This is a genomic window from Kitasatospora cystarginea (genome assembly GCF_039533515.1).
Taxonomy (GTDB): Bacteria; Actinomycetota; Actinomycetes; order Streptomycetales; family Streptomycetaceae; genus Kitasatospora; species Kitasatospora cystarginea.
In genome coordinates this window covers 1-25,191 of the sequence record NZ_BAAATR010000054.1, presented here as the reverse complement: position 1 = coordinate 25,191, position 25,191 = coordinate 1, and the positions used below count along the sequence as shown (strand labels likewise).

Sequence of the window (25,191 nt, the reverse complement as noted above, 5' to 3'; positions counted from 1 at the left end):
CATGGCGCCGGTGCAGGCGGCGAGCGGACGGTCGCCGCCACCGGTGTAGGCGCGGGCCTCGCGGTGGAGCCGTTCGCGCAGGGACTCCCACGCTTGGGTGGCCGGCTTCATGGTGTCCTCCGGGCGCGGTTTCGGGCGGCGAGAACGGCTGCCGCGGCCAGGCCGGTCAGCCCGCCCGCGACCCCGGCGGCCAGCAGCCGGGCCGGCGCGGGGCGGGGTTGCGGGCGCGGGACTGCCATCTCGGGGAGGTCGCTGGGAGGCGGCCCGTCCATCGCCAGCGCGAGGGCTTCGGCGAGGTGCAGCGCGTGTCGTCCGGTGGCGGCCTGGTCGATCTGGGTGCGGCAGCTGAAGCCGTCGGCGAGGACGAAGGCGCTGGGGGCGGTATCGCGTACGGCGGGCAGGACGCCCTGCTCGGCGATCGCCTGGGACAGGTCGTAGTGCCCCCGCTCGAAGCCGAAGTTGCCGGCCAGGCCGCAGCAGCCGGCGTCCAGGACGTCGGCGTCGATGCCGGCGCGGCGCATCAGTTCGCGGTCCGGGTCGGCGCCGAGGATCGCGTGCTGGTGGCAGTGGGTCTGTACGGTCGCTGCCCGGCTGGTCCGTGGCGGTTGCCAGCCGTCCGGGGTGTGGTTGACGAGTTGTTCGGCGAAGGTGCGTGTCTGCGCGGCCAGGCGCTGGATGTCTTGGTCGTCGGCGAGCAGGTCGGGGGCGTCGGCGCGGAAGACGGCCGTGCAGGAGGGTTCGAGGCCGACGATGGGTGTGCCGGCCTCCAGCCACGGCCGTAGCACGTGGGTGGTGCGCGTCAGGACGCGGCGGGCTGTGGCGAGCTGCCCGGTGGAGATCCAGGTCAGGCCGCAGCACACCGGCCCGGCGGGGACGGCGACGTGGAAGCCGGCGTCCTCCAGGACCCGGACCGCGGCGTCGGCGATGTGGGGGTGGAAGTGGTTGGTGAAGGTGTCCGGCCACAGCAGCACGGTGCGCGGATCGCGCGGGTCGGGCTCCGGCCGACCGGCCCGGCGCCAGGACTCCTGGAACGAGGCCGGGGCGAAAACCGGCGCGGCGCGGCGTGGGTCGATACCGGCGAGCCGCTTTCCCAGCCGCCCGAGGCCTGGGGCGTGCAGCGTGGCGTTGGCCAGGCCCGGCGCCGTGCGGGCCAGCCGTGCCCACAACGGAAGCCAGCCCATCGTGTAGTGAGCGGCCGGGCGCAGTCGGCCCTGGTAGTGGTGGGCGAGGAACTCGGCCTTGTAGGTGGCCATGTCCACCCCGACCGGGCAGTCGGACTTGCAGCCCTTGCAGGCCAGGCACAGGTCGAGTGCGTCGCGGACTGCGGTGGAACGCCATCCGCCGGTGACGGGCGAGTCGTCGTGGCCGCCCAGCATCTCGAACAGCAGCCGCGCCCGGCCGCGGGTGGAGTGCTCCTCCTCGCGGGTGGCCCGGTAGGAGGGGCACATCACCCCGCCCTGGTGGGTACGGCAGTTGCCGACGCCCACGCAGCGCAGCACCGCACGGCCGAAGTCGTGGCCGTCGTCGGCGAACGCGAAGTGGGTTTCCCGGGGCACGGGCCGCCAGTCGGCGCCCAGGCGCAGGCTGTCGTCGACACGACGGGGGTGGATTACCTTGCCGGGGTTCATCCGGTTGTCCGGGTCGAACAGCGCCTTGACCTCGCCCATGGCGTCGACGAGCGGCTGTCCGAACATCCGCGGCAGCAGTTCGCCGCGGGCCTGCCCGTCGCCGTGCTCGCCCGACAGCGACCCGCCATAAGAGGCCACGAGGTCGGCCGCGTCGAACAGGAACGCCCTGAACGCCTCGATGCCCTTGCCCTCGCGCAGCCGGAACGGGATCCGCGTGTGCACGCAGCCCTGCCCGAAGTGCCCGTACAGGGAGGCCTGTTGGTAGCCGTACCGGCCGAAGAGCCGCTCCAGGTCACGCAGGTAGTCGCCCAGCCGTTCCGGGGCGACGGCGGAGTCCTCCCAGCCCTCCCAGGTCTCGGAGCCGTCCGGCGGCCGGGCGGTCACACCAAGACCCGCCTCCCGGGCTTTGAGCATCTCCTGTTCCCGGGCCGGATCGTCGGAGAGCGCCACCGATGCGTCGTCCTCATCGCGGCCCAGCGCCCGCAGCAGCTCGTACGCCTGCTCGTCGGCCTCCTCCTTCGTGTCTGCGGTGAACTGCAGCAGCAGCCAGCTGTCGCCCTCGGGCAGGCGCTCCAGCGAGTCCAGGTAGGCGTGCTCCTCGCGCATCAGCTGCGCCATCCGCCCGTCGATCGCCTCCAGCTGGCTGGGCCGGCCGTGCTCCAGCAGCTGGGGGACGGCGTCGGCGGCGGCGTAGATGTCGTCGAAGCCCAGGACCAGCAGCGCTTCGGCGGCCGGTACGTCGACCAGCTCCAGTTCCGCGTGCAGGACGGTCACCAGCGTGCCCTCGCTGCCCACGAGCGCCCGGGCGACGTCGAAGCCGTTCTCCGGCAGCAGGGAGTCCAGGTTGTAACCCGAGACGCGACGCGGAATCTTCGGGTAGCCGCGCCGGATCTCGGCGAGATGGCGACCGGTGACGTCCCGCAGCCCTTGGTACAGCCGGGCCCTCGCCCCGCCCTCGGCCACGATCCGCGCGTACTCCTCATCGCTGGTGGGGCCGGCCCAGAACCGGGCGCCCTCGTAGGTGAGGACTTCCAGCCGGCGGAGGTTGTCGACGGTCTTGCCGTACGCCTGCGCGGAGGCCCCGCAGCTGTTGTTGCCGATCATGCCGCCCAGCGCGCAGTGGCTGTGCGTGGACGGCTTCGGCCCGAACATCAGGTTGTGCGGCGCGAGCTGGCGGTTCAGTTCGTCCAGGACGATGCCCGGCTCGACCACACAGGTCCGCGCCTGCGGGTCCACCGACAGCAGGCGGTTGCAGTACTTGGTCCAGTCGACGACCACGGCTTCGTTGGTGCACTGACCCCCGAGACTGGTGCCGCCACCGCGCGAGAGCACCGGCGCGGCGAAACGGGAGCAGACCGCCACCGCGTTGGCGCCGGCTTCGACCGTGCGCGGCACCACCACACCAAGAGGGACCTGGCGGTAGTTCGAGCCGTCGGTCGCGTACGCGCCGCGACTGCCCGCGTCGAAGCGGACCTCGCCGTCCACCTCGGTGCGCAGTGCCCGCTCGAGCGCGGCCAAGTCCACCTCCTGATGCTCGGTCATCGGTCAGTTCCCTCCGCTGCCGTGCAGGAACTCCTGGATCTTGGCCTTCATGCCCTGGCGGACCACCGCGGTGCGATCGCTGTCGCCCTTCAGTACCGACTCGGCGGCGGCCTTGATCTGCTCCCAGGTGGCGTGCGGCGGGATCGGCGGGACCGCCGGGTCGGTGCGGAAGTCGATGACGAACGGCCGGTCGGATGCGAGCGCCTGACGCCACGCCGGCTCCACGTCCTCGGGCCGCTCCACCCGCACGCCGTCAAGACCGAACAGAGCGGCGATCTCGGCGTAGCGCAGATCGGGCAGGCGTTGCGAGGGCTCGAACTGCGGTGCGCCCTGCATCGCCCGCATCTCCCAGGTGACCTGGTTCAGGTCGTGGTTGTTCAGAACCGCCACGATCATGCGCGGGTCGGACCACTCCCGGTAGTACTTCGCGGCGGTGATCAGCTCCGCGAGGCCGTTCATCTGCATGGCGCCGTCGCCGACGATCGCGATCGCCGGCCGGTCCGGGTGGGCGAACTTCGCGCCGATCGCGTACGGCACTCCGGGCCCCATGGTCGCCAGCGTCCCCGACAGCGAGCCGCGCATGCCGCCGCGGAAGCGCAGGTGCCGGGCGTACCAGTTCGCCGCCGATCCGGAGTCCGCAGCCACGATCGCGTTCTCGGGAAGCAGCGCGTCCAGGGCATGGACGACGTACTCGGGGTTGACGGGGTCGGCGGAGACCTCGGCGCGGCGCTGCATGACCTCCCACCAGCGCGCCGCGTTGTCCTCCACGGTCTTACGCCATGTGCCGTCCACCTTGCGTTCCAGCAGCGGGATCAGCCTGCGCAGCGCCTCGCCCGCGTCACCGACGAGGTTGACCTCGAACGGGTAGCGCAGCCCGACCAGGGACGGGTCGAGGTCGATCTGCACCGCCCGCGCCTGGTCGAACTCGGGCAGGAACTGGGTGTAGGGGAAGCTGGAGCCCACCACGAGAAGCGTGTCGCAGTCGCGCATCATCTCGTACGAGGGGCGGGTGCCGAGCAGGCCGATCGAGCCGGTCACATACGGCAGGGTGTCCGGCAGCGCGTCCTTGCCGAGCAGCGCCTTGGCCACCCCGGCGCCGAGCAGATCGGCGACCTGCTCGACCTCGGGGCGGGCGTGTCGGGCGCCCTGCCCGATCAGCATCGCGACCTTCTCACCCGCGTTGAGGATCTCCGCCGCCCGCGCAAGGTCCTCGTCGGCGGGGACGGGAGCATAGTGCGGGATCCCGAGGCTGGAGGGGACCTGCTTGAACGCGTGCGTCGGCGGCTCGTAGTCGAGCTCCTGCACGTCGGCCGGGATGATCACCGCAGTGACCGTGCGGCGGGTCGCGGCCACTCGCAGGGCCCGGTCCAGCACGTTGGGCAGCTGGGCGGGGACGGTGACCATCTCGCAGAACTCCGAGGCCACGTCCTTGTAGAGGGCGAGCAGGTCGACTTCCTGCTGGTACGAGCCGCCCATCGCGCTGCGGTCCGTCTGACCCACGATCGCGACCACCGGGACGTGGTCGAGCTTGGCGTCGTACAGGCCGTTCAGCAGGTGGATCGCACCCGGGCCGGAGGTGGCCGCGCACACTCCCGTGCGGCCGGAGAACTTCGCGTAGCCGACCGCCTCGAAGGCGGCCATCTCCTCGTGCCGGGCCTGGATGAACCGCGGCTGGTCCTCCGCGCGACCCCAGGCGGCGAGCAGCCCGTTGATGCCGTCCCCGGGGTAGGCGAAGACGTACTCGACGTCCCACTCCCGCAGGCGCTGCAACAGGTAGTCGGCAACCTTCATCGTCCTGCTCCTCCTGATCCGGCTCTGGCCCGTTCGGCGCGGCGTGAAGCGCCCGTTGACGCGGCTAACCGCTGGTGCCGGCCTGAAACCCTCGCGCTGATCGGCGTGGGTAGTTTGGGCAGTATCGCGGCGCCGTGCTGGCCGCCGGGGCAGGCGTGCCGCAGGGTGAGTTGTCGATAGCCCGCCTGGTGGCAGGGCACTGCAGCCGGGCCGCCGCAAAGCTGGCGCCCAGGGTGGGTACGAAGGGTGCGTTTCCGGGCAGCCGCCAAGGAGGGCCATCACCGGGGGGAGGGCCCTGCGGGCGATCGGGGAGCGAGGAGGACGACCATGGCCATCCGACACGTCCTGGTGGAGCGGCCGCCACACGCGGTGTGGTGCGTGCTGGGTGATCCCGCCACGTACGCCCGGTGGGTGCCCGGCACGGACCGGACCCGGCCGGGCGCGGGCCGGTGGCCCGATGTCGGCTCGAAGCTGCGCTACACCGTCAAGGCCGGCCCGTTCCGCCTCCACGGCCACACCATCGTCCGCGTGTGCGAGAGCGGGCGCCGGCTGGAACTGGAGGCATTCGCCGGGTGGCTCGGCAGCGCCCGGATCGCCATCGAGTTGATCGGGTGGGGCGACGGCACCCTGGTGATCGTCGACGAGCACCCGCTACGCGGCCTGGGCGGGAACCTCCACATGGCGCCCACGGATTTCGTCCTGCACTTGCGCCACCGCCGGATGCTTGCCCACCTCGCCTGCGTGGTGGAGGAAGCACCCCGAGCAGCGTGTCAGGAAGCGGCCGCCGCCGCGGGAGGAGGTTCGTCATGACCGACGCCATCGTTATCGGGGCCGGACCGAACGGACTGGTCGCGGCGAACGTCCTGGCCGACGCCGGCTGGCGCGTGGAGGTGCTGGAGGCCCAGGACCAGCCCGGCGGCGCGGTCCGCAGCGACCGTGGCGTCCACCCCGACTACGTCAACGACCTGTTCAGCTCCTTCTACCCACTGGCCGCCGCCTCGCCCGCGATCACAGCCCTCGGCTTGGAAGACCACGGCCTGACCTGGAGCCACGCACCGATCGTGCTCGCCCACCCTCTGCCCGACGGCCGGTGCGCCCTGCTGCACCGCGGCCTGGAAACGAACATCGACGCGTTCGAGCGGAGCTTCGGCAGGCCGGACGCGCTCGCCTGGAGACGGCTGTCACGGCTGTGGCAGGAGCTCGACCCGTGCCTGGTACGGGCGATGTTCGCGCCGTTCCCGCCGGTGCGCACGGGGCTGGCACTGGCGGCACGTCTGCGGGCGGCAGGTCTACTGCGGCTGGCCCGCCTCGCGGCGCTGCCGGTGCGGCGGATGGCCGAGGAGGAGTTCGACCGGGACGGCCCCGGACTGTTGCTGGCGGGTTGCGCGCTGCACGCCGATCTGCTGCCGGAATCGCCGGGCAGCGCGGTGTTCGGCTGGCTCATGGCCATGCTCGGCCAGCAGTACGGATGGCCGGTGCCGGTCGGCGGCGCCTCCGCGCTCAGCGGCGCCCTGGTACGGCGCCTGGAATCCCGCGGCGGGACGATCCGCTGCGGTACCCGGGTCAGCGAGGTCGTCGTCCGCTCGGGCCGCGCGCTCGGGGTCCGCACCGCGGACGGGGACAGCGTCCGTGCCCGCAGAGCCGTGCTCGCCGATGTGCCCGCCCCGCACCTGTACGGCGGGCTGGTCGCGGGCGAGCACCTGCCGGCCGGGCTCCTCGACGGCGTCCGCCGCTTCCAGTGGGACTTCGCGACCGTCAAGGTCGACTGGGCGCTGGACGGTCCGATCCCCTGGTCCGCCGACGAAGCACGCCGGGCCGGCACCGTACACCTCGGTGCGAACATGGCGGACCTGAGCGACTACGCACTCCAGGTCACCACCGGCCGCCTCCCGGCCCGCCCGTTCGGGCTGCTCGGCCAGATGACCACCGCCGACCCGTCGCGCTCGCCCGCGGGCACCGAGTCGGCCTGGATGTACACCCACGTCCCCCAACACGTCGTCGACGACCTCGGGCCCGATGGCATCACCGGGCGCTGGGACGAGAAGGAGGGCGAGGCCATCGCCCACCGAATGGAGGAGCAGGTCGAACGCTTCGCCCCTGGCTTCGGCGACCACGTCGCAGCCCGGCGCGTGCTCACACCGCCGGTGCTGGAACGGCTGGACGGGAACCTGGTCGGCGGGGCGATCAACGGTGGTACCACGGCCGCCCACCAGCAGGCGGTGCTGCGGCCGGTGCCCGGCACCGGCCGGCCCGAGACCCCCATTGAGCGGCTCTATCTGGCTTCCGCCTGCGCCCACCCGGGCGGCGGCGTACACGGCGCCTGCGGCGCGAACGCCGCCCGTGCCGCGCTGCGCGCACAGGGTGTCGTGACCGGGCGGCTGCTCGGGCCCGCGCTGGCCGCCGCCCAGCGGGCCCTGGCCGGAGCTGGCGACGCTTGACGGCGGTCGGCCCGTCCGGGCTCAGCAGACGGGTGATGGCCTGGTCTTGGGCGGGGCGGGGCGGGCGATCTATGCCGCCCGCAGGACGATTTCGCCGGCCGGCCGGTTCGGACAGCGCCAGACTGTGGCCACCGCCACCGCCACGGACACGGCGACGATCCCTGCGTACTTCGCCACCCCGGCGATGTCCGCAAGCCAGGGGCGTTCAAACCACTCCCGGGCGCCGAAGCCTGCGGGATGGCGAGCCGCCAGAGTGTCTCGTTGATGATCCGCCCGCGAGCCGGGTGGCGTCGGACGCTGCGCGGGACGCGGGAACCGGGACGGTTGCGAGTTTCCCGCCGGGCGCGTGGCAGCGCCCGCAGCCGACACCGACGGTCAGGCGGATCACGAAGTCGAAACTGGTCAGAGCCCGCACGGGGCACCTCCTTCATGGCAGTTGCCTGATGCTGCGCCAGATAGCCAGCGAGCCCGCATTCGTACCGGCGGCCCGGCGGGGGCCTGCGCGGCGACCGCGTGCAGCGTCGGGCTGCCGAGGGGGCTGTCGGCGAGCCGCCGCACGATGGCAGACAGGAAAGCTCACGGGGTGCCGCGCACCTGGGTCGCGGGGAGCGGTATTCCGACGTGGCAGGAAGCGAAAACGGCCGTGGCAAAGTCGCCTCCGTGAGGCGTCGTGCGCGCATCGGCGCACGGCACGGGGCTGATGTCTGTGGTGTCGAGGTGCGGAACGGGCCTCAGGCGCTCAGGAGCGCCGCGGCCGCGGTGATGCGGTGCGCGGCCGGCAGAGGCAGATCGGCGAAGTGCGCGAACCAGCCGGGGTGGTGGCCCTGGCGGGCCAGCAGGTACGCGGGGTGCACGCGGGGCTCGTACGCGGAGCCGGTGGTGTTCGTGGTGCCGGACCGGGGACAGGCACTGGGGTCGTCCAGGCGGTAGGCGCGCTCGATGCCGTCGTGCAGGGCGAGGGTGACGCGCGGGCAGGTGTGCGGCGGCCTGGTGGCGGAGTGTTGCTGTGTGTGGCGCACGGTGGTGCCCTTCCTTCCTCGGGTGAGGCACAGGTCAGGTTTCCGGGCGTGCCGGGGTGGCGGGGCTTCAGGCCCGCCACCCCAGCGGGATGGTCAGCTGCTGAGGGCGACCGCGTTGAGCAGGAACAGGTCGATCACGGAGAATGCGCCCCAGAACTTGCCGAAGCGCTCCAGGATCAGCCGGGCGTGGCCGACCCCGGTGACGGCGCCCAGTCTGAGGACCATCTCCTGGTTCACGTAAAGGACGGGGACGAGCAGCAGCAGGGTCCACAGCAGGTGGGTGCCGTAGTTCTGCCCGGCCTGGCCGTAGGTGGCGAACGCGCCGGCGTCGTTGTCGCCGACCATCACGATCAGGCCGGGGCCGATGATCGCCAGCAGGGTCTTGAGCTTGGCGGACAGGCCCTGGCGCGGTGCGGTGCCGTCGAGGCTGATGGTGCCGAGCGCGCCCTTGACGTCGCCCAGGTGGGCGTCGTCCAGGACGGCGGTGCGCTGGGCCGGGATGGCGGCGCCGATGGCGGTGGTGGTGTCGGTCATGACGAGCGGCGGCGAGGAGAACGCCGGCCCGGGACCTTGGGGACCAGCTTGGGACCGCACGCTATGAGCGCCCATGATCACCCATGAGTCGAAACAGACGTCTATGTACAAAGTTGACTCTGACGGAGAGTCACTCGCCAAGAGAGGCTGCGATCGGCCTCCGTCTGTTACGTGTCTCAAAATCCGTTGATTCCAGTGTAGTTGAGCAACAGAGAGGCCGAGACCTTGAGGCCTCGGCTGGCGACACTACTTGAAGCACTTGACTGGGGGGTCAAGGGGTCGCAGGTTCAAATCCTGTCGTCCCGACTTGCAGCGAAAAACCTCCAGGTCGGCTCCGAGAGAACCTGGAGCTCGGGTTGCCTTGATGGGCCATTCGGGGGTATACGGACTGGTGGGGGTCTCCGGGTACCAACGGGCGGAGGCGATAGGGCGGGCCCGGAGCTGAAGAGGGTGAAGCGTCGGCCGAGGAGGTGTCGGCAGTGATCACGGAACTGGCTCTGGAGCGTGTGGAGTTCACCTGCGGCCATTGCTGGCATCAGTGGAGCATCGACTACGACGTCCAGCACTACCGCGACGGCGAAGGGCGTGACTGGGAGTACTTCTCCCGGGACGGGATCGCGGTGGACTCGCCCTACACTCCTGCGGGTGCGCCGCCCTGTCCCGAGTGCGGGCGCCATTGGGTGGGGCGTTGTGCGGCCCGCCGTCTGATCCCCACGCCGCCGGGTGCGCTCGACACGCCCCGCCAGCCGATCATGGATGCGGTAGGTCACCGGCCCGAGCGGCACGGCGCGCCGCTGCTCGCAGCGCGGGCCCATCGTCAGCCGGACCAGCTCGGCCCGCCCGCTTCCGGCGCCGGTGAGGCCATGGCAGTGGAGGCGGCCTCGCCCGTACGGAAAGTGGAGTCGCAGGGTGGCGCCGGTAAGGGGGTGTGAGGCGATGGCGAGGCTGACGGTCGAAGGTGCGGACCTGGTGGTGCGGCTGCGCTGGTGGGAGCGGCTCGTGGCGCGTTCGGGACCGGTGCGGGTGCCGCTTGCGGCGGTGGAGAAGGTCGCGGTCGCCCGGGAGCCGTGGCGGGTTTTGCGTGGTGCTCGCGAGAGCGGTGTGCTGGTGCCCGGCCGGCTGTGCCTGGGGGTGTGGCGCCATCCCGGCGGCCGGGATTTCGTGGCCCTGCGCCCGTTCACGGACGTCGTGGTGAGCGTCGACCTGCACCGGCCTTCCCCGTTCGCGCGCATCGCGGTCCACTCGGCCGAGGCGCCGCAAACGGCGGCCGACCTGCGCACGGCGGTGAGCCGGGCCGCCATCGCGGCGGACGGGCGCCAGGAGGACATCCCCGGGGCGATGCCAGAGCCCGAGAAGCCGCTGGCCCGGCCCGGCGGCCGATGGGCGGGTGTTCCGGCCCACGCCTGAACACCGGCCCGCATCGCATGGGGCCCGGGCGATAAGGAGGTCGCGTGATGCTGAGGGAGCGAATGCCGCGCGAGATCGCGGTGGCGGCAGCCGACGAGATCCGCCGCCTCAACGAGTGCACCGGCCGGCCCGGCGCCTATCCGTATCCGACGGATGTCCATCACACGGTCGGTGTGCTGGCGGGTCTGCTGGAGCAGCTTCCCCGCACACTGCACCAGCTCGCGGCGGGCCTGAACGCGATCGACTTGGAGCATCTCGCGGTCCTGGAGGATCCGCCGACTCCGGTGCAGAAGCAGGCTGATGTCGCCTTCGAGCTGGGGTGCGCGATCGCGGCGATCGAACGCGCCGGGACCCATCTGCGCCAGGCGCAGCACACCGCCGCGGAGCTGGTCTACACCGGGCCGCTCCCAGGAGTCTGAGCGCGGTCGGGTGCCGCGCTTTGGATTGCGCGCGAGTCATGACACCGGGCCGCGGTATGCGGCCCGGTGTCGTCCTTGTCCGGGTTCAGCCAGATCGGTGAGGTTCGACCAGGTCGGTGAGGCCGAGAAGGTCGAACAGCCGGGCGACGAGCGGGCCCGCACATCCGTGACCTTCAGGACGACGCCTTCCTCCTGTGCCTGGCGGTGGAGCCGTTCCAGGGCGTCCGCGCCCGAGCAGTCGCAGAACCTCACCTGCGCGAAGTCGAGGTCGACGCGCCTGGGCCGGCGCGCCAGGCACTCCTTGACGCGGCTCTCGAGCTGGGGTTCGGTGGCGAGGTCGATCTCGCCCGTGACCGCGACGGTGACCTGGCCGTCCCACCGGGAGACGGCGGTAGGGTAGTCGTTGCCGTTCACAGCCATGGCTCCACCTCCCACAGCCGGTGCACCATCCACTCCCAGAGGTCGCCGGGGCCATCCCGCGCCCACGGCGACGCACCCGGCGGTGCGACCCGCACTGGGCCCACCCGCACGAGCGGTTCGGACCCGTGCGGCATCGCTGCGCCGGAGGGAGTGGGCGCGGTGCGCCAGGGCTCTGCGCCACCGGGTTCCCGGACGATGCGTACGGACACCCGCCGGCCCGTGGTCGGGGGACGGGCCGAGGCGCGGCCGTCCCCCGGGTGCTGCCGGGCGGCCCCGCGTTCGGCGTCGTAGGCGGCCCGCAGCTCGGGATCGTGCAGGACCTCGTAGGCGGCGACCACCGCGCTGAGTCGCTCCGCCGATCCCGGCTCGACGGGGCGGGTGTCGGGGTGCAGCAGCCGGACCAGGGAGCGATAGGCCGAGGTGACCTGCCGCGCGGACGCTGTGGGTTCCACTCCCAGCGCCGCGTAGTGATCGCGTCGGTCTCGCGATCCCGTCATGGCGGACCACCTCCCGGGTGACCGCGGCAAACCTCCTCATTGACCTGGATAGAACCTTGGCCAGCACTAGTCAAGATGCCCGAAATGGAGCTATATGGACGAGCGGTCGGCACCGGAGATCGGCGGCGAGAGGCTCGCGGCCGACGTTGGCGACCTGTCCGGCACAGTGAACGTGGCCCGGGTGCCGCCGCGCCACAACGGCGCGTCCGGCACCCGGGAAGCCCCGGAAGGCAAGCCTTCAAGGTGCCCTCGACTACCGGGTGTGGGTCGGGCGCTCGGCGAGCAGGCTGGTGAAGCTGGCGGGGGCGGGAGGGATGCGCACGGCCCGCCGTCGCTCACCGGGCCGCAGCCCATCGGCCGGCCTCGTTGCGGCTCTTGGAGACGACGGCGGCGTAGCAGCTGCCGGGCAGGTCGGTCGCCCAGTCGAACGCGTCGAGGCTGATCCCGTGCCGGGCGGCGGCCTGGAGCATGTCGGCAAGCAGGGCGGTCGCCGCGGCCTTGTCCTGCTCAGTACCCGGGTTGCTGCGCCGTTCGGCGGCGGCGTCGATCCGGTCCGGCAGGTGGCGGTTGCGGGCCACGGCGCGGTAGCAGCTGCCGGGCAGATCGGTGACCCAGTCGAAGCTGGCGAGCGTCATGCCGTGCCGGGCGGCGGCCTGGAGCATGTCGGCCAGCAGGGCGGTTGCCGCGGCCTGGTCCTGCTCGGTGCCGTGCTGGGGGTGCCGCTCGGCGGCGGCCTGGATACGGTCGGCCAGGCTGCGATTCCTGCGGTCGGTGTACTCGTACACGGTTGGGATCTCCTTGGTCCGTTCGGGTGACCGTCGGCGGCGGCCGGCTCCCGACGCTGCTGCCGAAGCGGCCGGGTGAGTGCGGCCGCGGGGGCTCCTCATGCCAGCGAGGACAGCGGTGCTCTGTTCATCACTCCTGGAAGCGGCACGCCACCGCGCCCCGCCCGCTCGGTCAGGTCTGACGGGGGAGGCGCGATCCGGTGGCGCCCTGTGCGGTGTTGACCCGCCTGGTGATGCTTGTTGGCCGGGGTGGGGTGCGGCGGGCCGGGGCTCGTTGAGCGATGGCCGGCCGCACCCCGTGCCGTTACAGGGTGTGGGTCAGGCGGCCGGTGAGCAGCCGGGTGAAGCGGGCGGGGTCGGGCAGGTCGCCGCCTTCGGCGAGCAGGGCGCTGCCGTGGACGAGTTCGGCGATCTCCGCCAGCGCGGGGTCGTCGGGGTTGGCCTGGTGTGCCGTGCGCAGCGCGGTGATCAGCGGGTGGGTGGGGTTGAGTTCCAGGATCCGCTTGACGGCGGGCAGTTCCTGTCCCATGGCCCGGTACATCTTCTCCAGGGTGGGGGTCATGTCGTGGGCGTCGCCGACGATGCAGGCGGCCGAGGTCGTCAGCCGGGAGGACAGGCGGACTTCCTTGACGTGCTCGGACAGGGTGGTGGTCAGCCAGGGCAGCAGGGCGGCGAAGTCCTGCTCGTGCTGGGCCTTGTCGGCGTTGGCCTCCTGGTCGCCGTCGGCGGGTTCGTCGAGGTCGACCTGGCCCTTGGCGATGGACTGCAGGCGGTGGCCGTCGAAGGCCGGAATCCGGTCGGTCCAGACCTCGTCGACGGGGTCGGTGAGGATGAGGACCTCGTAGCCCTTGGCGGCGAACGCCTCCATGTGGGGGGAGTTCTCCACCATCGCGCGGCTCTCGCCGGTGAGGTAGTAGATGGCGTCCTGGCCGTCCTTCATGCGCGCCACGTACTCGCGCAGGGTGGTGGTCTTCTCCGGATCATGGGTGGAGGCGGCCGAGATCAGTTCGAGGAGGGTGTCGGTGTTGTCGGTGTCCTCGATCAGGCCTTCCTTCAGCACGCGGCCGAACTGCTCCCAGACCTTGGCGTAGGTCTCGCTGTCCTTGGTCTGCATGTCCTTGATCGCGCCGATGACCTTCTTGACCAGGCGTCGGCGCACGCCTTGGATCTGGCGGTCGTGCTGCAGGATCTCGCGGGAGATGTTCAGCGACAGGTCGTGGGCGTCGACGACGCCCTTGACGAAGCGCAGGTAGTTCGGCATCAGCGCGTCGCAGTCGTCCATGATGAACACCCGCTTGACGTACAGCTGGACGCCGCGCCGGGTGTCGCGGGAGAACAGGTCGAACGGTGCCTGCGAGGGGAGGAAGAGCAGCGCCTCGTATTCGAAGGTGCCCTCGGCGCGCATGTGGATGGTTGCGGCGGGCTCTTGCCAGTCGTGGCTGATCTGCTGGTAGAACTCGTGGTACTCGGCCTCGGTCACCTCGCTGCGCGGACGGGCCCACAGCGCCTTCATCGAGTTCAGCGTCTCCGGTTCGCCGCCGCCGTCGGCGTCGGTGCGCTCGGTGGCCATCCGGATCGGCCAGCGGATGAAGTCCGAGTACTGCTTGACGATCTGGCGGATCTTCCACTCGGACAGGTAGTCGGCGAGAGCGTCCTCGCTGTCGGCGGGCTTGAGGTGCAGGGTGACCGAGGTGCCGGTGGGCAGGCCGTCGACGGCCTGGATGTCGTAGGTGCCCTGGCCGTCGGACTCCCACAGGGTGCCCTGGTCGGTGCCGGCCCGCCGGGTTCGCAGGGTGACCTTGTCGGCGACCATGAACGCCGAGTAGAAGCCGACGCCGAACTGCCCGATCAGGCTCTGCGCGGCGGCGGCGTCCTTGGCTTCCTTGAGCTTGTCCAGCAGGCCGGCGGTGCCGGACTTGGCGATCGTGCCGATCAGCTCGACGATGTCGTCCCGGCTCATGCCGATCCCGTTGTCGCGGATGGTCAGCGTGCGGGCGCCCCGGTCGACTTCGAGGGCGATGTGCAGGTCGGAGGTGTCGGCCTGGAGGCCGGAGTCGGTCAACGATTCCAGTCGCAGCTTGTCCAGTGCGTCGGAGGCGTTCGAGATCAGCTCGCGCAGGAAGATGTCCTTGTTCGAGTAGATCGAGTGGATCACCAACCGGAGCAACTGACGGGTCTCGGCCTGGAATTCCAGCGTCTCGACAGTGCTACCCACTCTGGGTCTCCTTTTCCGGGTGAGGCGTGGGGAACGGGTTCGGCGTGAGCCTGGACGGCTCGCGCCTGCGGCAGCGGCATGGTAGGCGAACGGGGCTGCACGTGGCGCACTCCGGTCGTCGGGGATCGGGCGGCCAGGTCTCGGCCGGGGGGACCCCGAGGTGGTCGGCAAGGTCCTGGCGCATGGCGTCGAGCCTGCGCAGGCAGGCGTCGATGGAGGCGATGGCGGAGCCGGTCTCGGTCCGCATGCGGATGCCCACGGTCTCGAGCTGGTCCTGGAGTCGCTGCCAGCGTTCTTCGGCGGCGGCGACGGGGTCAGGTGCGCCGTTGGTCGCTGTCATGGCGGAGCTGGTCGGTGTGGTGGGTGAGGTCGTCGAGGCGGGTGGCGAGGTGGGGGTGGCCCGTGCCGAGGTGGGGGCGCATCGCGGCGAGCGGAGCTATCAGGCTGGCCGGGTCGGGGGTGCCGAGGGCGGTGGTGAGGTCGGCCAGTGCGGGGCGGGCCTGGGGCGCGAGGTCGGTGAGTGCGGCGACCTGGGCGGCGAGCACGCGCAGGTCGGCGGCGTGGTCGCGCGCCCAGGCGGTGACGGCGCGGTCCGCGGCCCGGCGGTCGCGCACCGCCTTGACGCGCTCGGCGCCGGTCTCCGCGCCGGCGGAGGCGTTCTTGGTGGGGCGCAGACGCAGGTAGCGGTTCTCGGCGGCCTGGCGGCTGGCGACGCCCATGGGCTGGGCGAGGTCGGCCCAGGTGGCGCCGGCCGCGCGGGCGGTCTCCACCAGTGGGGCCTCCCAGTCGGCGAGCTGGGTGCGCAGTTCCCGCAGCAGTACCAGCGCGGCCAGGGCCTGTTCGGCGCCGCCTTCCTGCGTGTCCCGGTCCGCGGGACGGCCGGGTTGCCGGGCGGTGCGGACGGCGTCGTCAATGGCGGCGAGCGCCGCGGCGGCGGCGAGGAAGGAGACCGGATCGGGCCTGGGGGCGGGCTGCGGGGGCTTCTTGCTCATGCTGTCATTTTACGGACGACGCCCTATGTTTGTCATCGGATGGATGACGTGCTAGAACGGTGTCAGGTGAAGCGCACTGGCACCCATCGATCAGTGGAGGTGTTTCGCGATGCTGATGCGCACTGACCCGTTCCGCGAGCTGGACCGGCTGACCCAGCAGTTCTTCAACACGACCGGCACGTGGTCGCGGCCGACCCCGATGCCGCTGGACGCCTACCGCGCCGGCGACGAGTACGTGATCTGCTTCGACCTGCCGGGCGTGGACCCGGAGGCGATCGACATCGATGTCGAGCGGAACATGCTGACCGTCAAGGCCGAGCGCCGCCCGCGCCACGAGGGTGAGGACGTGAAGTGGGAGCTGTCCGAGCGTCCGCTCGGCGTGTTCTCCCGCCAGGTCATGCTCTCCGACACGCTCGACCCCGAGGGGATCAGGGCCGACTACGACGCCGGCGTGCTGACCCTGAAGATCCCGGTCGCCGAGAAGGCCAAGCCCCGCAAGATCGCGATCAGCCACAGCGGTGGCCGCAAGGAGATCAAGGCCTGACCGCGTCCCTGTGCCGTTCCGTGCCGTCCCCGCCCCCCGAGGGGACGGCACGGAACACCCCCGTATCCGGCCCCGCATCCCCTGGTTTGGCCCGCGCCATCGCGACTGGCGACGCCGTACGCGATGGGCGGCCGACACCGCTGGTGGTCAGGGTCGGCGGTGAGATCGACGTCGCCACCGCCCCGAGGCTTCGCCAGCGGCTGGCCGCCGCGCTCGAGGCGCACCGGGAGGTGGTGCTCGACCTGTCGGAGGTGACGTTCATGGACTGCTCGGGCCTGGGCGTCCTCGTCCAGGCCCGCAACCAGGCCGACCGGTGCGGCAGGCGGCTCGTCCTGCACGGGGTCGGCCACCCCGTGGCCAGGCTCCTCAAGCTCACCGGCCTTACTCGCCGCCTGGCCGCCGAATTCTGATCGGCCTCGCACGCCCCGCATCCGGCAGGGCCTGGTCCGTGCCGGGAGGAAGGGAGGAATGCGCGGTGACTCTTCGATGGGAGGCGTTCCTGGACCAGGTCCAGGAACGCGGAGAGTACGACACACCCCAGGACGCCGAGCGTGCGGCCCGCGTCGTGCTGGCCCTGCTCGGCGCCCACCTGGTCGGCGACGTGCGCGCGAAGCTCGCGGCCCGTCTGCCCGAGACCTTCGCCCTGATCCTGCTCAACCCCCTGCAGGCCGCCGAACCGCTCAGTCCCGAACGGTTCGTGCGCGCCACCGCCGCCTGGATCGAGGGCGCCACCGAGAAGACCGCCGTGTGGGACATCGGCGCCGTCCTGTCCACGGTGGCCGACGCCGCCGGCGACGACCTCATGGAGGGTGTCCTGTTCCAGCTGCCGCCCGGCTATGACGTCCTGTTCGGCCGCCCTGCCCCCGGCCACCGACCCTGACCCGCTTTCGTGCCGCCGCCCACACGGCGGCGGCCCGCCCCTGGAAGGCCACCCGTCATGACCCGGCATCGCCGCCTGATCCAGCAGGTCCGCACCCTCGGCCGCTACCCCAGCGACGAGGAAGCCGAACGCGTCCTCACCGCCGTCCTGGCCGTCCTCGGCTCCCAGCTCACCGGCGACGAACGCTGCGAGCTGGCCGCCACGCTCCCCGAGCGGGCCCGCGCCGTCTTCGCCTCGCAGATCCCCCTGCCGAAGCCCGTCGCCGCCCCCGCCTTCGTCGAAGCCGTCGCCCGAGTCCTGAACACCAGCCTCACCGCAGCTCGCTGGGACGCCTCCTCCGTCCTGGCCGCCCTGGCATCCCTCGGCGGCGAGCGGCTCACCGACCGTCTCCTCGCCCGCCTGCCCCGCAGCTACGCGCTCCTGTTCGGCCGCGCCGACCTCACCGCCACCGCCGCCGCCTGAGAGCCGCCCAAGGGCGGGGATCAAGCGGCGGCGCCAGGACGCGCGCCCGCGCTACGCGGAGGCGCCCGGTATCACTGGCCGCGGGCCCGGCCGAGGTCGGCCTCCAGCTTCTCCACCCGCACCTGGAGATCGAGTACCCGGCGCGCGCCTTCCAGGGTCAGTCCCTCGCTGATCAGCTTCACCAGGGCCGCGACCCTGTCGATCTCCCGGCGCGAGTACCTGCGCTGGCCGCCCGCCGAACGACCCGGCACGACCACGCCCTGCTCGTCCAGCCGCCGCAGGAAGGCCACCTGGACATGCAGCACGGCCGCGACCTGTCCCACCGCGTAGAGCGCCGCGTCCGGATCGTCGATCGGCAGCACCACGGCCTCACCTCGCCGCTCACGAAACCTCACCTCCACGCTACAGATTTCCTCCAGCCCCAGCCACGCGCTGTGCAGCGACCCGCGCGCCTTCCGCATCGCGCACTGCCACCTGCGAATACCTTGACATGAGGAGGCTCAAGTTTTATGTGTCGATGTAGGGAAGTTCTGTACGTGCACGCGATGAAGGAGGTCGGAGATGACTCGCGCAGTCGGTATCGATCTCGGAACGACGAACTCGGTGGTCTGCGTGCTGGAGGGCGGCGAGCCGGCCGTCATCGCCAACGCCGAGGGCGCCCGGACCACCCCGTCGGTGGTGGCTTTCGGCAAGGGCGGCGAGGTGCTCGTGGGCGAGGTCGCCAAGCGCCAGGCCGTCACCAACGTGGACCGCACCGCGCGCTCGGTGAAGCGGCACATGGGCGAGAGCGGCTGGCTACCTGGTCAAGCAGTTCAAGAACGGCTACGGCATCGACCTGTCCAAGGACAAGATGGCAGCCCAGCGGCTCCGGGAGGCCGCGGAGAAGGCGAAGATCGAGCTGTCGGCGGCCACGGAGACGACGATCAACCTGCCCTACATCACGGCCTCCGCCGAAGGCGCTCTCCACCTGGACGAGAAGCTCACCCGCGCCCAGTTCCAGCAGCTCACCGCCGATCTGCTGGAGCGCTGCGAGGGCCCGTTCCACCAGGCCGTCAAGGACGCCAAGATCGAGGTGAAGGACGTCGACCACGTCATCCTGGTCGGCGGCTCCACCCGTATGCCCGCCGTCACCGACCTGGTGAAGAAGCTCACCGGCAAAGACCCGCACAAGGGCGTCAACCCGGATGAGGTCGTCGCCATCGGCGCCGCCCTGCAGGCCGGCGTGCTCAAGGGCGAGGTCAAGGACGTCCTGCTGCTCGACGTCACCCCGCTGTCCCTGGGCATCGAGACCAAGGGCGGCATCATGACCAAGCTGATCGAGCGCAACACCACGATCCCGACCCGCCGCTCGGAGGTCTTCACCACGGCCGAGGACAACCAGCCCTCGGTGACCGTGCAGGTATACCAGGGCGAGCGGGAGATCGCCGCGTACAACAAGAAGCTCGGCATGTTCGAGCTGACCGGGATCGCGCCGGCCCCGCGCGGGATGCCGCAGATCGAGGTCACCTTCGACATCGACGCCAACGGCATCATGCACGTGGCCGCGAAGGACCTCGGCACCGGCAAGGAACAGAAGATGACCGTCACCGGCGGCTCCGCCCTGCCGAAGGACGACATCGACCGCATGATCAGGGAAGCCGAGCAGCACGCCGAGGAGGACCGCCGCCGCAAGGAGGCCGCCGAGACCCGAAACCAGGGCGAGCAACTCGCCTACAGCACCGAGAAGTTCCTTCAGGACAACCAGGACAAGGTCCCGGCCGACGTGAAGAACGAGGTGGAGACGGCCCTGGCGGAGCTGAAGGACAAGCTCAAGGGCGAGGACACCGCCGCGATCCGCGCAGCGAGCGACAAGGTCGCCCAGGTCAGCCAGAAACTGGGCCAGGCCATCTATGCCCAGACCGCCCCCGGTGCACCAGGTGGCGGCGCAACCGGCCCCCAGGGCGAGGAAGGAGAGGAGGTCGTGGACGCCGAGATCGTGGATGAGGACGAGCACAAGCGAGGCGCCGTATGACCACCCCATCCAGGCCGAGGAAGAAACCCGAAGAGCAGCGTTCGCCTGTGGTCATCCGCGACAAGCGGCGCATCGACCCGGACACCCTGCAGCTTCGGCCCGGCGCTGAGGAACGGCCCGCCAAGCCCAGTGGCCAGCAGGGTGCTGGCGGCCCCGCCAGCGCCCTGCTCGGTGGCGGCGCCGCACCCTCGCCCGGCCAAGCTCCTGCGGGAGCCGACGGTGAGTCGCTGCGCGCCGCGCTGGCCGAGCGGACTCAAGACCTGCAGCGGGTGAAGGCCGAGTACGACAACTTCCGCCGGCGCGTCCAGCGCGAACGCCTCGCCATCCACGCCAGTGCGGTGGCCGAGGTGCTCCGCTCGCTCCTGCCGATCCTCGACACCATCGACCGCGCCCAAGCCCACGAGGACACCGCGGCGGCCTTCGACACCGTCGCCAGGAGCCTTGAGGAACAACTGGCCGCGCTCGGGGTGCAGCAGTTCGGGACCGAGGGCGAACCCTTCGACCCTGCCCTCCACGAGGCCGTTACCTCGACCGAATCGGACCAGGTCGACCGCCCCACCTGCACCCAGATCCTGCGGGTCGGCTACCGGCTCGGCGAGATCCTGCTGCGCCCGGCCCAGGTGGCGGTCGAACAGCCGCCCGCCCCGGACCGGCAGAGCGCCGGCTCCTCCGTGTCCGATCGCACCGACTCGGCATAGGACATTCGTCCACGCCTCCGTGCGGCCTGCCCGTTTCCCGGGCCGTTACGAAGCACACGCGAATAGGCGGAACGCGGATTCCGCCGTGGAGAAGGGCGGCCGTGATGGCTCAGTCGATGACGCTGCTCCCGAACACCCGGCTGCCCGACCCGGTCGAGCGAATGGAGGAGGCATCCCCACCACCCCGCTGCGCTGGGGCACGTACGACCGCCGCCCGATCGCGATCGAGGAGGACCTGGCGGATGGCACCTACGTGTTGCACGCCGAGCTTCCCGGTCTGGAGCCGCAGGAGATCACGGTCACCGTCGATGACGCTGTCCTCGCCGTCAGCGCCGAGCACAGCGCGGACAAGCGCACGGCCCAGCGATCGAATTTCCGGTACGGCTCGTTCGAGCGGATCGTGCGCCTGCCGGCGCCCGTTCGCGCCAGCGCGGTGAGTGCCGGGAGTGGTGGGTCGGGTCACGCGGGAGCGAGCAGGACCGACGGGTCCAGCGCCGCCACCGGCCGGACGCCGCCGACGCGCCGACCGCCGCCGGTCGCTGGCTCCCCCGCGAACCCGGTGAGCAGCCGTGCGTCGACTCCCGCGAGGGCCAGCGCGGCCGCCATCACGGGAACGCGCGCCCGGTTCGCGCCGTCGGCGATCTTCACGGCGACGGCGCGGCCGTCCGGCAGTGCGGCGACGTGGACGCCTTCGAAGCCGTCCTTGGCGATCAGCCCAGGCACCGCGCGCATCAGCTCGGCCACGTCCCGTCCGGCGCCGGAGGCCATCTCCGGGTGGCTGCGCAGCGCGTCCGCCACCCGGAATTCAGGGGTCCCGGGTGCGCCGGTGGCGATGCGCGCGGCGGCGCGGGCCAGGCCGTGCAGGGAGACGGCGAACAGGGGGGTGCCGCAGCCGTCCACGGTGGCGTGCGCGATGCGCTGGCCGGTGAGGTCCTCCACGGCTTCCGCGATCATCCGTTGGAGCGGGTGCCCGGGGGCGTCGTAGTCCTGCGGCGGCCACCCGTTGAGCCGGCACAGGTACAGCATCGCGGCGTGCTTGCCGGAGCAGTTCTGGGCGAGCCGGGAGGGCGGGCGGCCGTCCCGCACCCAGGTGTCGCGGACGGCCGGGTCGTACGGAAGGTCCGGGACGTTGCGCAGGTCGTCCTCGGTGAGCCCGGCCAGTTCGAGGATCCGCCTGGTGCCGGCGAGGTGGCGTTCCTCGCCGGAGTGGCTGCCCATCGCGAGCGAGAGGAGTTCGCCCTCGAGCGGCAGCCCGGCGCGCACCATGGCGACGGCCTGCAGCGGCTTGAGGGCCGACCGCGGGTAGCAGGCGACCTCGATGTCGCCGATCCGGAACGGTACTTCGCCGGCGGCGTCGAGGACGACGACGGAGCCGTGGTGGACGCCCTCGACTATGCCGCCGCGGGTGACGTGGGCGACGGGTGCGTGGATGGGCTCACGGATCGGGGGCGCGTCCGCGAGGGAACTGCTGAGCATCACTGCCTCGTTCGATGATGGGTCGCTACGGGTGGCGCCGGTCTCACGAAGTGCCGCGAGCCCGACGCCTTTTGACGGTAGATCAGGAAGGATCGTGGCCCGTGGTCGCGTCGCGCGCCAGGCGGCCGCGGATCGCGTACCAGCCGGCGACGAGCACGGCGGCGATGAGCGGTACACACAGCACGGTGGTGCGTCCGGCGCCGCCGTCGGCGTACATGAGGACCAGGACGGCAGCGAGGAAGGCCAGCGTCACGAGTTCGGTCCAGGGCGAGCCGGGCAGGCGGTAGTCGGGGCGGGTCAGTTCGCCGGCCGTGGTCTTCCGCCAGAACAGGAGATGGCAGACCATGATCATGCCCCAGGTGGCGATGATGCCGATCGCCGCGAGGTTGAGCACGATCTCGAACGCGTCGGCGGGGACCACGAAGTTGAGGCCGACACCGAGGACACACATGCCGCTGGTGAGCAGGATGCCGCCGTAAGGCACCTGGGTGCGGCTCATTCGCGCGGTGAAACGCGGGGCCGATCCGTTGACGGCCATGGAGCGCAGGATGCGGCCGGTGGAGTAGAGGCCGGAGTTGAGTGAGGACATGGCCGCGGTGAGGACGACCAGGTTCATCACACTGCCCGCCGCCGGGACACCGATGTGGGAGAGCACCGTCACGAAGGGACTCTGGCCGGAGGTGTACCGGTTCCAGGGCAGCAGCATCGAGAGCAGGACGACCGAGCCGACGTAGAACAGGCCCACGCGCCACATGATCGAGTTGATCGCCTTCGGCATGATCTTCTCGGGGTTCTCGGTCTCCCCGGCCGTCACACCGACCAGTTCGACGGAGGCGTAGGCGAAGACGACGCCCTGGATGATCAGCAGCATCGGCAGCAGCCCGTTGGGGAAGATCCCGCCGTTGTCGGTGATGAGGGACGGACCGGGTACGGCGCCGTCGACCGGGTGCTGGGTGACGAGCAGGAAGATCCCGATGCCCATGAAGACGACCAGGGCGCTGACCTTGACGATGGCGAACCAGAACTCCAGTTCGCCGAAGATCCGCACCGAGATGAGGTTCACGGTGAGGACCACGGCCAGGGCTATGAGCGCGATCACCCATTGCGGAACGTCGGAGAACAGGTGCCAGTAGTGGGTGTACGTGGCGACGGCGGTGATGTCGGCGATGCCGGTGGTCGCCCAGTTGAGGAAGTACATCCAGCCGGCGGTGTAGGCGCCCTTCTCCCCGAGGAACTCCCGGGCGTACGAGACGAAGGCGCCGGAGGAGGGGCGGTACAGGACGAGCTCGCCGAGCGCTCGCACCACCAGGAACGCGAAGACGCCGCAGACGGCGTACGCGACGAACAGGGAGGGCCCGGCGTCGGCGAGCCGTCCGCCCGCGCCGAGGAACAGCCCGGTCCCGATCGCGCCGCCGATGGCGATCATGTTGACGTGCCGGGCTTTCAGGGACTTGCTGTAGCCGGTGTCGCCGGCATCGACGTGACGGGTCGTGGGGCGCTTCTCGTCTTTGAGGAACTGCTCGCTCACGCCTCGGCTCTGCCTTCTCTTGAGGTGTCCGCGCGCTGGGGGCGCACGATGTCGGTGAGGGTGGCCTCCACGCGGTGGAGGTGGTGGGACATCGCCTCGACGGCGTCGGACTCGGAACCGTCGACCAAGGCCTCGACGATCGCCCGGTGCTCGCAGTTGGACTGCTCGCGCCGACCGCCCAGCTCGTTGAGGAAGGTCGACTGACGCGCCAGTGCGTCACGGATCTCCTCGATGACCCGACGGAAGACCGGGTTGCCGGAGGCCTCGGCCACCGCCAGATGGAACACGGTGTCCAGCGCGACCCACGCGGTGGTGTCGGTCTCCCGCTCCATCCGGTCGAGCAGGTGGGCCAGGTGGTCCAAGTCCTCCGGGGTCCGGCGCAGCGCCGCGTATCCGGCGACCGGGATCTCGACGTGCCGGCGCACTTCCAGGAGATCGCTGGCCGCGTAGTCGCCGAAGGTGGGGTCTTCGACCGTGTTCGCCACGACGAAGGTGCCCTTGCCGGTCTTGGAGACGGTCAGGCCCATGGCCTGGAGGGCCCGGAGTGCCTCCCGCAGCACGGGCCGGCTGACCTCCAGGGTCCGGCACAGCTCTGCTTCCGAGGGGAGCTTGTCCCCCAGGGCGTACTGACCGCGCTCGATGGCGCTGCGCAGGTGGCCGAACACCGCTTCCATCGCGCTGACGCGCCGTGGGACCGGACCACCTGTCTGGCTGTCTGACAGGTTCACGGGGTGATCCTGGGCGTCGGAGCACAGTGGTGTCAAGACATCGGGGTCGACGAAGTGACCTCCGGTGTACTCCGCCGGATGCGCACCTTGCTCTCGGCGATGCGACTCGGGGCGGGGTTCGGAGCCGACCTGGCGGTGGCCACCAGGGCGTGCACCACGGCCGAATCGAAAGCCATTTCGGGGTGCCACTGCACGCCGACCGCGAAGCGGTGCCGGGTGCTCTCGACCGCCTCGATGGTGCCGTCCGCCGTGCGGGCGCCCACGATCAAGCCGGCCCCGAGGGAGTCCACCGCCTGATGATGGTGCGTGGCGACCTGGCGGGTCCCCGGAAGGAGCGCGCCGATCCGCGTCCCCGGCACCGTGGTGACGGCATGGGGGGAGAAGTGGCCGCCGTGCAGGTTGTGCCCGTGGTGACCCACCGTTTCGGGGAGGTGCTGGATCAGGGTTCCGCCGGCATGCACGTTCATCAACTGCATTCCCCGGCACACTCCGAGCACCGGCATGTCACGCGCGAGAGCCTCGGCCAGCACAGCCCACTCCCACTGGTCGCGCTCGCGGACCGGCGGTCCCGTGCACGGATGCGGCCGCGCCCCGTACAGCGCGGGATCCACGTCCTCGCCGCTGGTCAGGACGATCGCGTCCAGGCGCGCGACGACATCGGCCGCGGCTTCCGGCGCGTCCGGCGGCAGCAGGACCACGCGGCCGCCCGCCGCCTGGAGACAGCTGATGTACGCCGCGGGCAGCAGCGCGGCGGGCAGCTCCCACTCCCCCCACTGAGCGTCGGCGAGGTAGGTGGTCAGTCCGATGAGCGGCTTGGGCATACCACTTCCTTTCGGGGGCGGGAGTCGATCGTCGACGGCCGTCTCCTCCGCAGCCCACCCGCCCGACGGACGCGGGGTCAGGAGGCTGCGGAAGAGGGGGTGCACGGCCCCGCGGACGCACGAACGCGCCCGACGAGGGAGGTGGTGGGTCGCGGACCCGGGGGGTGGAGGCTTGCGCATCCGGGCCGCGAGCAAGAATCCTGCTGCCGTTCATGCTTAAGCACAAGAAAAGACATCTTCGCGACAGATAAGTGAGCCTTAACCTGCGCGTTTCACTTGCGGTGGTGTCCAGATCATGAGCGGGAACGCGAAAGTGCCTTCTGTGCTGGGAAGATGAGGCTTGTCGAAGGTCTCTG

At 71.2% G+C, this 25,191-nt stretch carries 24 protein-coding genes and 3 pseudogenes; 12 read left to right on the top strand and 15 right to left on the bottom strand.

Features of this window, described 5'->3' with window-relative positions; genetic code table 11:
- Positions 1-107: 107 nt before the first annotated feature.
- Positions 108-3,170 (bottom strand): FAD-binding and (Fe-S)-binding domain-containing protein, encoded by a 3,063-nt coding sequence (locus tag ABD369_RS35995; protein WP_344640856.1) that lies wholly within the window; start codon positions 3,168-3,170, stop codon positions 108-110.
- 3 nt (positions 3,171-3,173) lie between these two features.
- The gene (locus ABD369_RS35990) at positions 3,174-4,961 is read right to left on the bottom strand and encodes a thiamine pyrophosphate-requiring protein (RefSeq protein ID WP_344640855.1); all 1,788 of its coding nucleotides are present in this window, start codon (positions 4,959-4,961) and stop codon (positions 3,174-3,176) included.
- A 327-nt stretch (positions 4,962-5,288) separates the two neighbouring features.
- Between ABD369_RS35990 and ABD369_RS35985 the strand changes: the two genes are divergently transcribed.
- Both ABD369_RS35985 and ABD369_RS35980 read left to right on the top strand, forming a co-directional pair.
- The gene (locus tag ABD369_RS35985) at positions 5,289-5,771 is read left to right on the top strand and encodes an SRPBCC family protein (protein WP_344640854.1); all 483 of its coding nucleotides are present in this window, start codon (positions 5,289-5,291) and stop codon (positions 5,769-5,771) included.
- A complete protein-coding gene (locus ABD369_RS35980; RefSeq protein WP_344640853.1) occupies positions 5,768-7,399 on the top strand; it encodes a phytoene desaturase family protein in 1,632 nt (543 codons plus the stop codon). The genes ABD369_RS35985 and ABD369_RS35980 overlap by 4 nt, the downstream gene beginning before the upstream one ends.
- A gap of 731 nt (positions 7,400-8,130) precedes the next feature.
- Here ABD369_RS35980 and ABD369_RS35975 read toward each other — a convergent pair.
- Entirely contained in the window at positions 8,131-8,418 is a 288-nt protein-coding gene (locus tag ABD369_RS35975) for a hypothetical protein (RefSeq protein WP_344640852.1), read from the bottom strand.
- 102 nt (positions 8,419-8,520) lie between these two features.
- Positions 8,521-8,952: pseudogene (locus ABD369_RS35970) on the bottom strand (divalent metal cation transporter); the annotation flags it as partial.
- Between the two features lie 479 nt (positions 8,953-9,431).
- On the opposite strand from ABD369_RS35970, the gene ABD369_RS35965 reads away from it, so the two are divergent.
- The 3 genes from ABD369_RS35965 to ABD369_RS35955 are packed head-to-tail and all read left to right on the top strand — an operon-like array spanning position 9,432 to position 10,778.
- A complete protein-coding gene (locus ABD369_RS35965) occupies positions 9,432-9,884 on the top strand; it encodes a hypothetical protein (protein ID WP_344640851.1) in 453 nt (150 codons plus the stop codon).
- 4 nt (positions 9,885-9,888) lie between these two features.
- Positions 9,889-10,359, top strand: a complete 471-nt coding sequence (locus tag ABD369_RS35960; protein ID WP_344640850.1) for a hypothetical protein — start codon at positions 9,889-9,891, stop codon at positions 10,357-10,359.
- Positions 10,360-10,406: 47 nt separating this feature from the next.
- Positions 10,407-10,778 carry a hypothetical protein gene (locus ABD369_RS35955; RefSeq protein WP_344640849.1) on the top strand — a complete coding sequence of 124 codons (372 nt, stop codon included), beginning with the start codon at positions 10,407-10,409 and terminating at the stop codon, positions 10,776-10,778.
- Between the two features lie 36 nt (positions 10,779-10,814).
- On the opposite strand, the gene ABD369_RS35950 is transcribed toward ABD369_RS35955, so the two are convergent.
- The 6 genes from ABD369_RS35950 to ABD369_RS35925 all read right to left on the bottom strand — a co-directional run bounded on the left by ABD369_RS35950 (position 10,815) and on the right by ABD369_RS35925 (position 15,687).
- Entirely contained in the window at positions 10,815-11,198 is a 384-nt protein-coding gene (locus ABD369_RS35950) for an STAS domain-containing protein (RefSeq protein ID WP_344640848.1), read from the bottom strand.
- Positions 11,189-11,695 carry a J domain-containing protein gene (locus ABD369_RS35945; protein ID WP_344640847.1) on the bottom strand — a complete coding sequence of 169 codons (507 nt, stop codon included), beginning with the start codon at positions 11,693-11,695 and terminating at the stop codon, positions 11,189-11,191. Before ABD369_RS35945 ends, ABD369_RS35950 begins: the two co-directional genes overlap by 10 nt.
- 335 nt (positions 11,696-12,030) lie before the next feature.
- A complete protein-coding gene (locus ABD369_RS35940) occupies positions 12,031-12,480 on the bottom strand; it encodes a hypothetical protein (RefSeq protein ID WP_344640846.1) in 450 nt (149 codons plus the stop codon).
- Positions 12,481-12,784: 304 nt separating this feature from the next.
- Positions 12,785-14,695 (bottom strand): molecular chaperone HtpG, encoded by a 1,911-nt coding sequence (gene htpG, locus ABD369_RS35935; RefSeq protein ID WP_344640845.1) that lies wholly within the window; start codon positions 14,693-14,695, stop codon positions 12,785-12,787.
- The gene (locus ABD369_RS35930; protein WP_344640844.1) at positions 14,688-15,035 is read right to left on the bottom strand and encodes a hypothetical protein; all 348 of its coding nucleotides are present in this window, start codon (positions 15,033-15,035) and stop codon (positions 14,688-14,690) included. The genes htpG and ABD369_RS35930 overlap by 8 nt, the downstream gene beginning before the upstream one ends.
- Positions 15,010-15,687 carry a type III effector protein gene (locus tag ABD369_RS35925; protein WP_344640843.1) on the bottom strand — a complete coding sequence of 226 codons (678 nt, stop codon included), beginning with the start codon at positions 15,685-15,687 and terminating at the stop codon, positions 15,010-15,012. Before ABD369_RS35925 ends, ABD369_RS35930 begins: the two co-directional genes overlap by 26 nt.
- Positions 15,688-15,796: 109 nt before the next feature.
- On the opposite strand from ABD369_RS35925, the gene ABD369_RS35920 reads away from it, so the two are divergent.
- The 4 genes from ABD369_RS35920 to ABD369_RS35905 all read left to right on the top strand — a co-directional run bounded on the left by ABD369_RS35920 (position 15,797) and on the right by ABD369_RS35905 (position 17,573).
- Positions 15,797-16,231 carry an Hsp20/alpha crystallin family protein gene (locus ABD369_RS35920; RefSeq protein WP_344640842.1) on the top strand — a complete coding sequence of 145 codons (435 nt, stop codon included), beginning with the start codon at positions 15,797-15,799 and terminating at the stop codon, positions 16,229-16,231.
- Positions 16,232-16,317: 86 nt separating this feature from the next.
- Entirely contained in the window at positions 16,318-16,641 is a 324-nt protein-coding gene (locus tag ABD369_RS35915; RefSeq protein ID WP_344640841.1) for an STAS domain-containing protein, read from the top strand.
- A 65-nt stretch (positions 16,642-16,706) separates the two neighbouring features.
- The gene (locus ABD369_RS35910) at positions 16,707-17,111 is read left to right on the top strand and encodes a DUF2267 domain-containing protein (protein ID WP_344640840.1); all 405 of its coding nucleotides are present in this window, start codon (positions 16,707-16,709) and stop codon (positions 17,109-17,111) included.
- Positions 17,112-17,168: 57 nt separating this feature from the next.
- On the top strand, positions 17,169-17,573 hold the full coding sequence (locus ABD369_RS35905) for a DUF2267 domain-containing protein (protein WP_344640839.1): 405 nt from the start codon (positions 17,169-17,171) through the stop codon (positions 17,571-17,573).
- 71 nt (positions 17,574-17,644) lie between these two features.
- Here ABD369_RS35905 and ABD369_RS35900 read toward each other — a convergent pair whose 3' ends face one another.
- A complete protein-coding gene (locus ABD369_RS35900; RefSeq protein WP_344640838.1) occupies positions 17,645-17,974 on the bottom strand; it encodes a helix-turn-helix domain-containing protein in 330 nt (109 codons plus the stop codon).
- A gap of 160 nt (positions 17,975-18,134) precedes the next feature.
- On the opposite strand from ABD369_RS35900, the pseudogene ABD369_RS35895 reads away from it, so the two are divergent.
- The 3 genes and pseudogenes from ABD369_RS35895 to ABD369_RS41355 all read left to right on the top strand — a co-directional run.
- A pseudogene (locus ABD369_RS35895) lies at positions 18,135-19,584 on the top strand (Hsp70 family protein).
- A 47-nt stretch (positions 19,585-19,631) separates the two neighbouring features.
- On the top strand, positions 19,632-20,282 hold the full coding sequence (gene grpE, locus ABD369_RS35890) for a nucleotide exchange factor GrpE (protein ID WP_344640837.1): 651 nt from the start codon (positions 19,632-19,634) through the stop codon (positions 20,280-20,282).
- Positions 20,283-20,301: 19 nt separating this feature from the next.
- Positions 20,302-20,712, top strand: a pseudogene (locus tag ABD369_RS41355) (Hsp20/alpha crystallin family protein); the annotation flags it as partial.
- A 29-nt stretch (positions 20,713-20,741) separates the two neighbouring features.
- On the opposite strand, the gene ABD369_RS35885 reads toward ABD369_RS41355, so the two are convergent.
- The 4 genes from ABD369_RS35885 to ABD369_RS35870 all read right to left on the bottom strand — a co-directional run bounded on the left by ABD369_RS35885 (position 20,742) and on the right by ABD369_RS35870 (position 24,835).
- Complete coding sequence (locus ABD369_RS35885; protein ID WP_344640836.1) at positions 20,742-21,758, bottom strand: asparaginase; 1,017 nt, start codon at positions 21,756-21,758, stop codon at positions 20,742-20,744.
- A gap of 82 nt (positions 21,759-21,840) precedes the next feature.
- Positions 21,841-23,286 carry an amino acid permease gene (locus tag ABD369_RS35880; RefSeq protein ID WP_344640835.1) on the bottom strand — a complete coding sequence of 482 codons (1,446 nt, stop codon included), beginning with the start codon at positions 23,284-23,286 and terminating at the stop codon, positions 21,841-21,843.
- The gene (locus ABD369_RS35875) at positions 23,283-23,960 is read right to left on the bottom strand and encodes a FadR/GntR family transcriptional regulator (RefSeq protein ID WP_344640875.1); all 678 of its coding nucleotides are present in this window, start codon (positions 23,958-23,960) and stop codon (positions 23,283-23,285) included. Before ABD369_RS35875 ends, ABD369_RS35880 begins: the two co-directional genes overlap by 4 nt.
- Positions 23,961-24,046: 86 nt before the next feature.
- Positions 24,047-24,835, bottom strand: coding sequence for a gamma-glutamyl-gamma-aminobutyrate hydrolase family protein (locus tag ABD369_RS35870; RefSeq protein ID WP_344640834.1), 789 nt, complete (start codon positions 24,833-24,835; stop codon positions 24,047-24,049).
- Positions 24,836-25,191 lie beyond the last annotated feature (356 nt).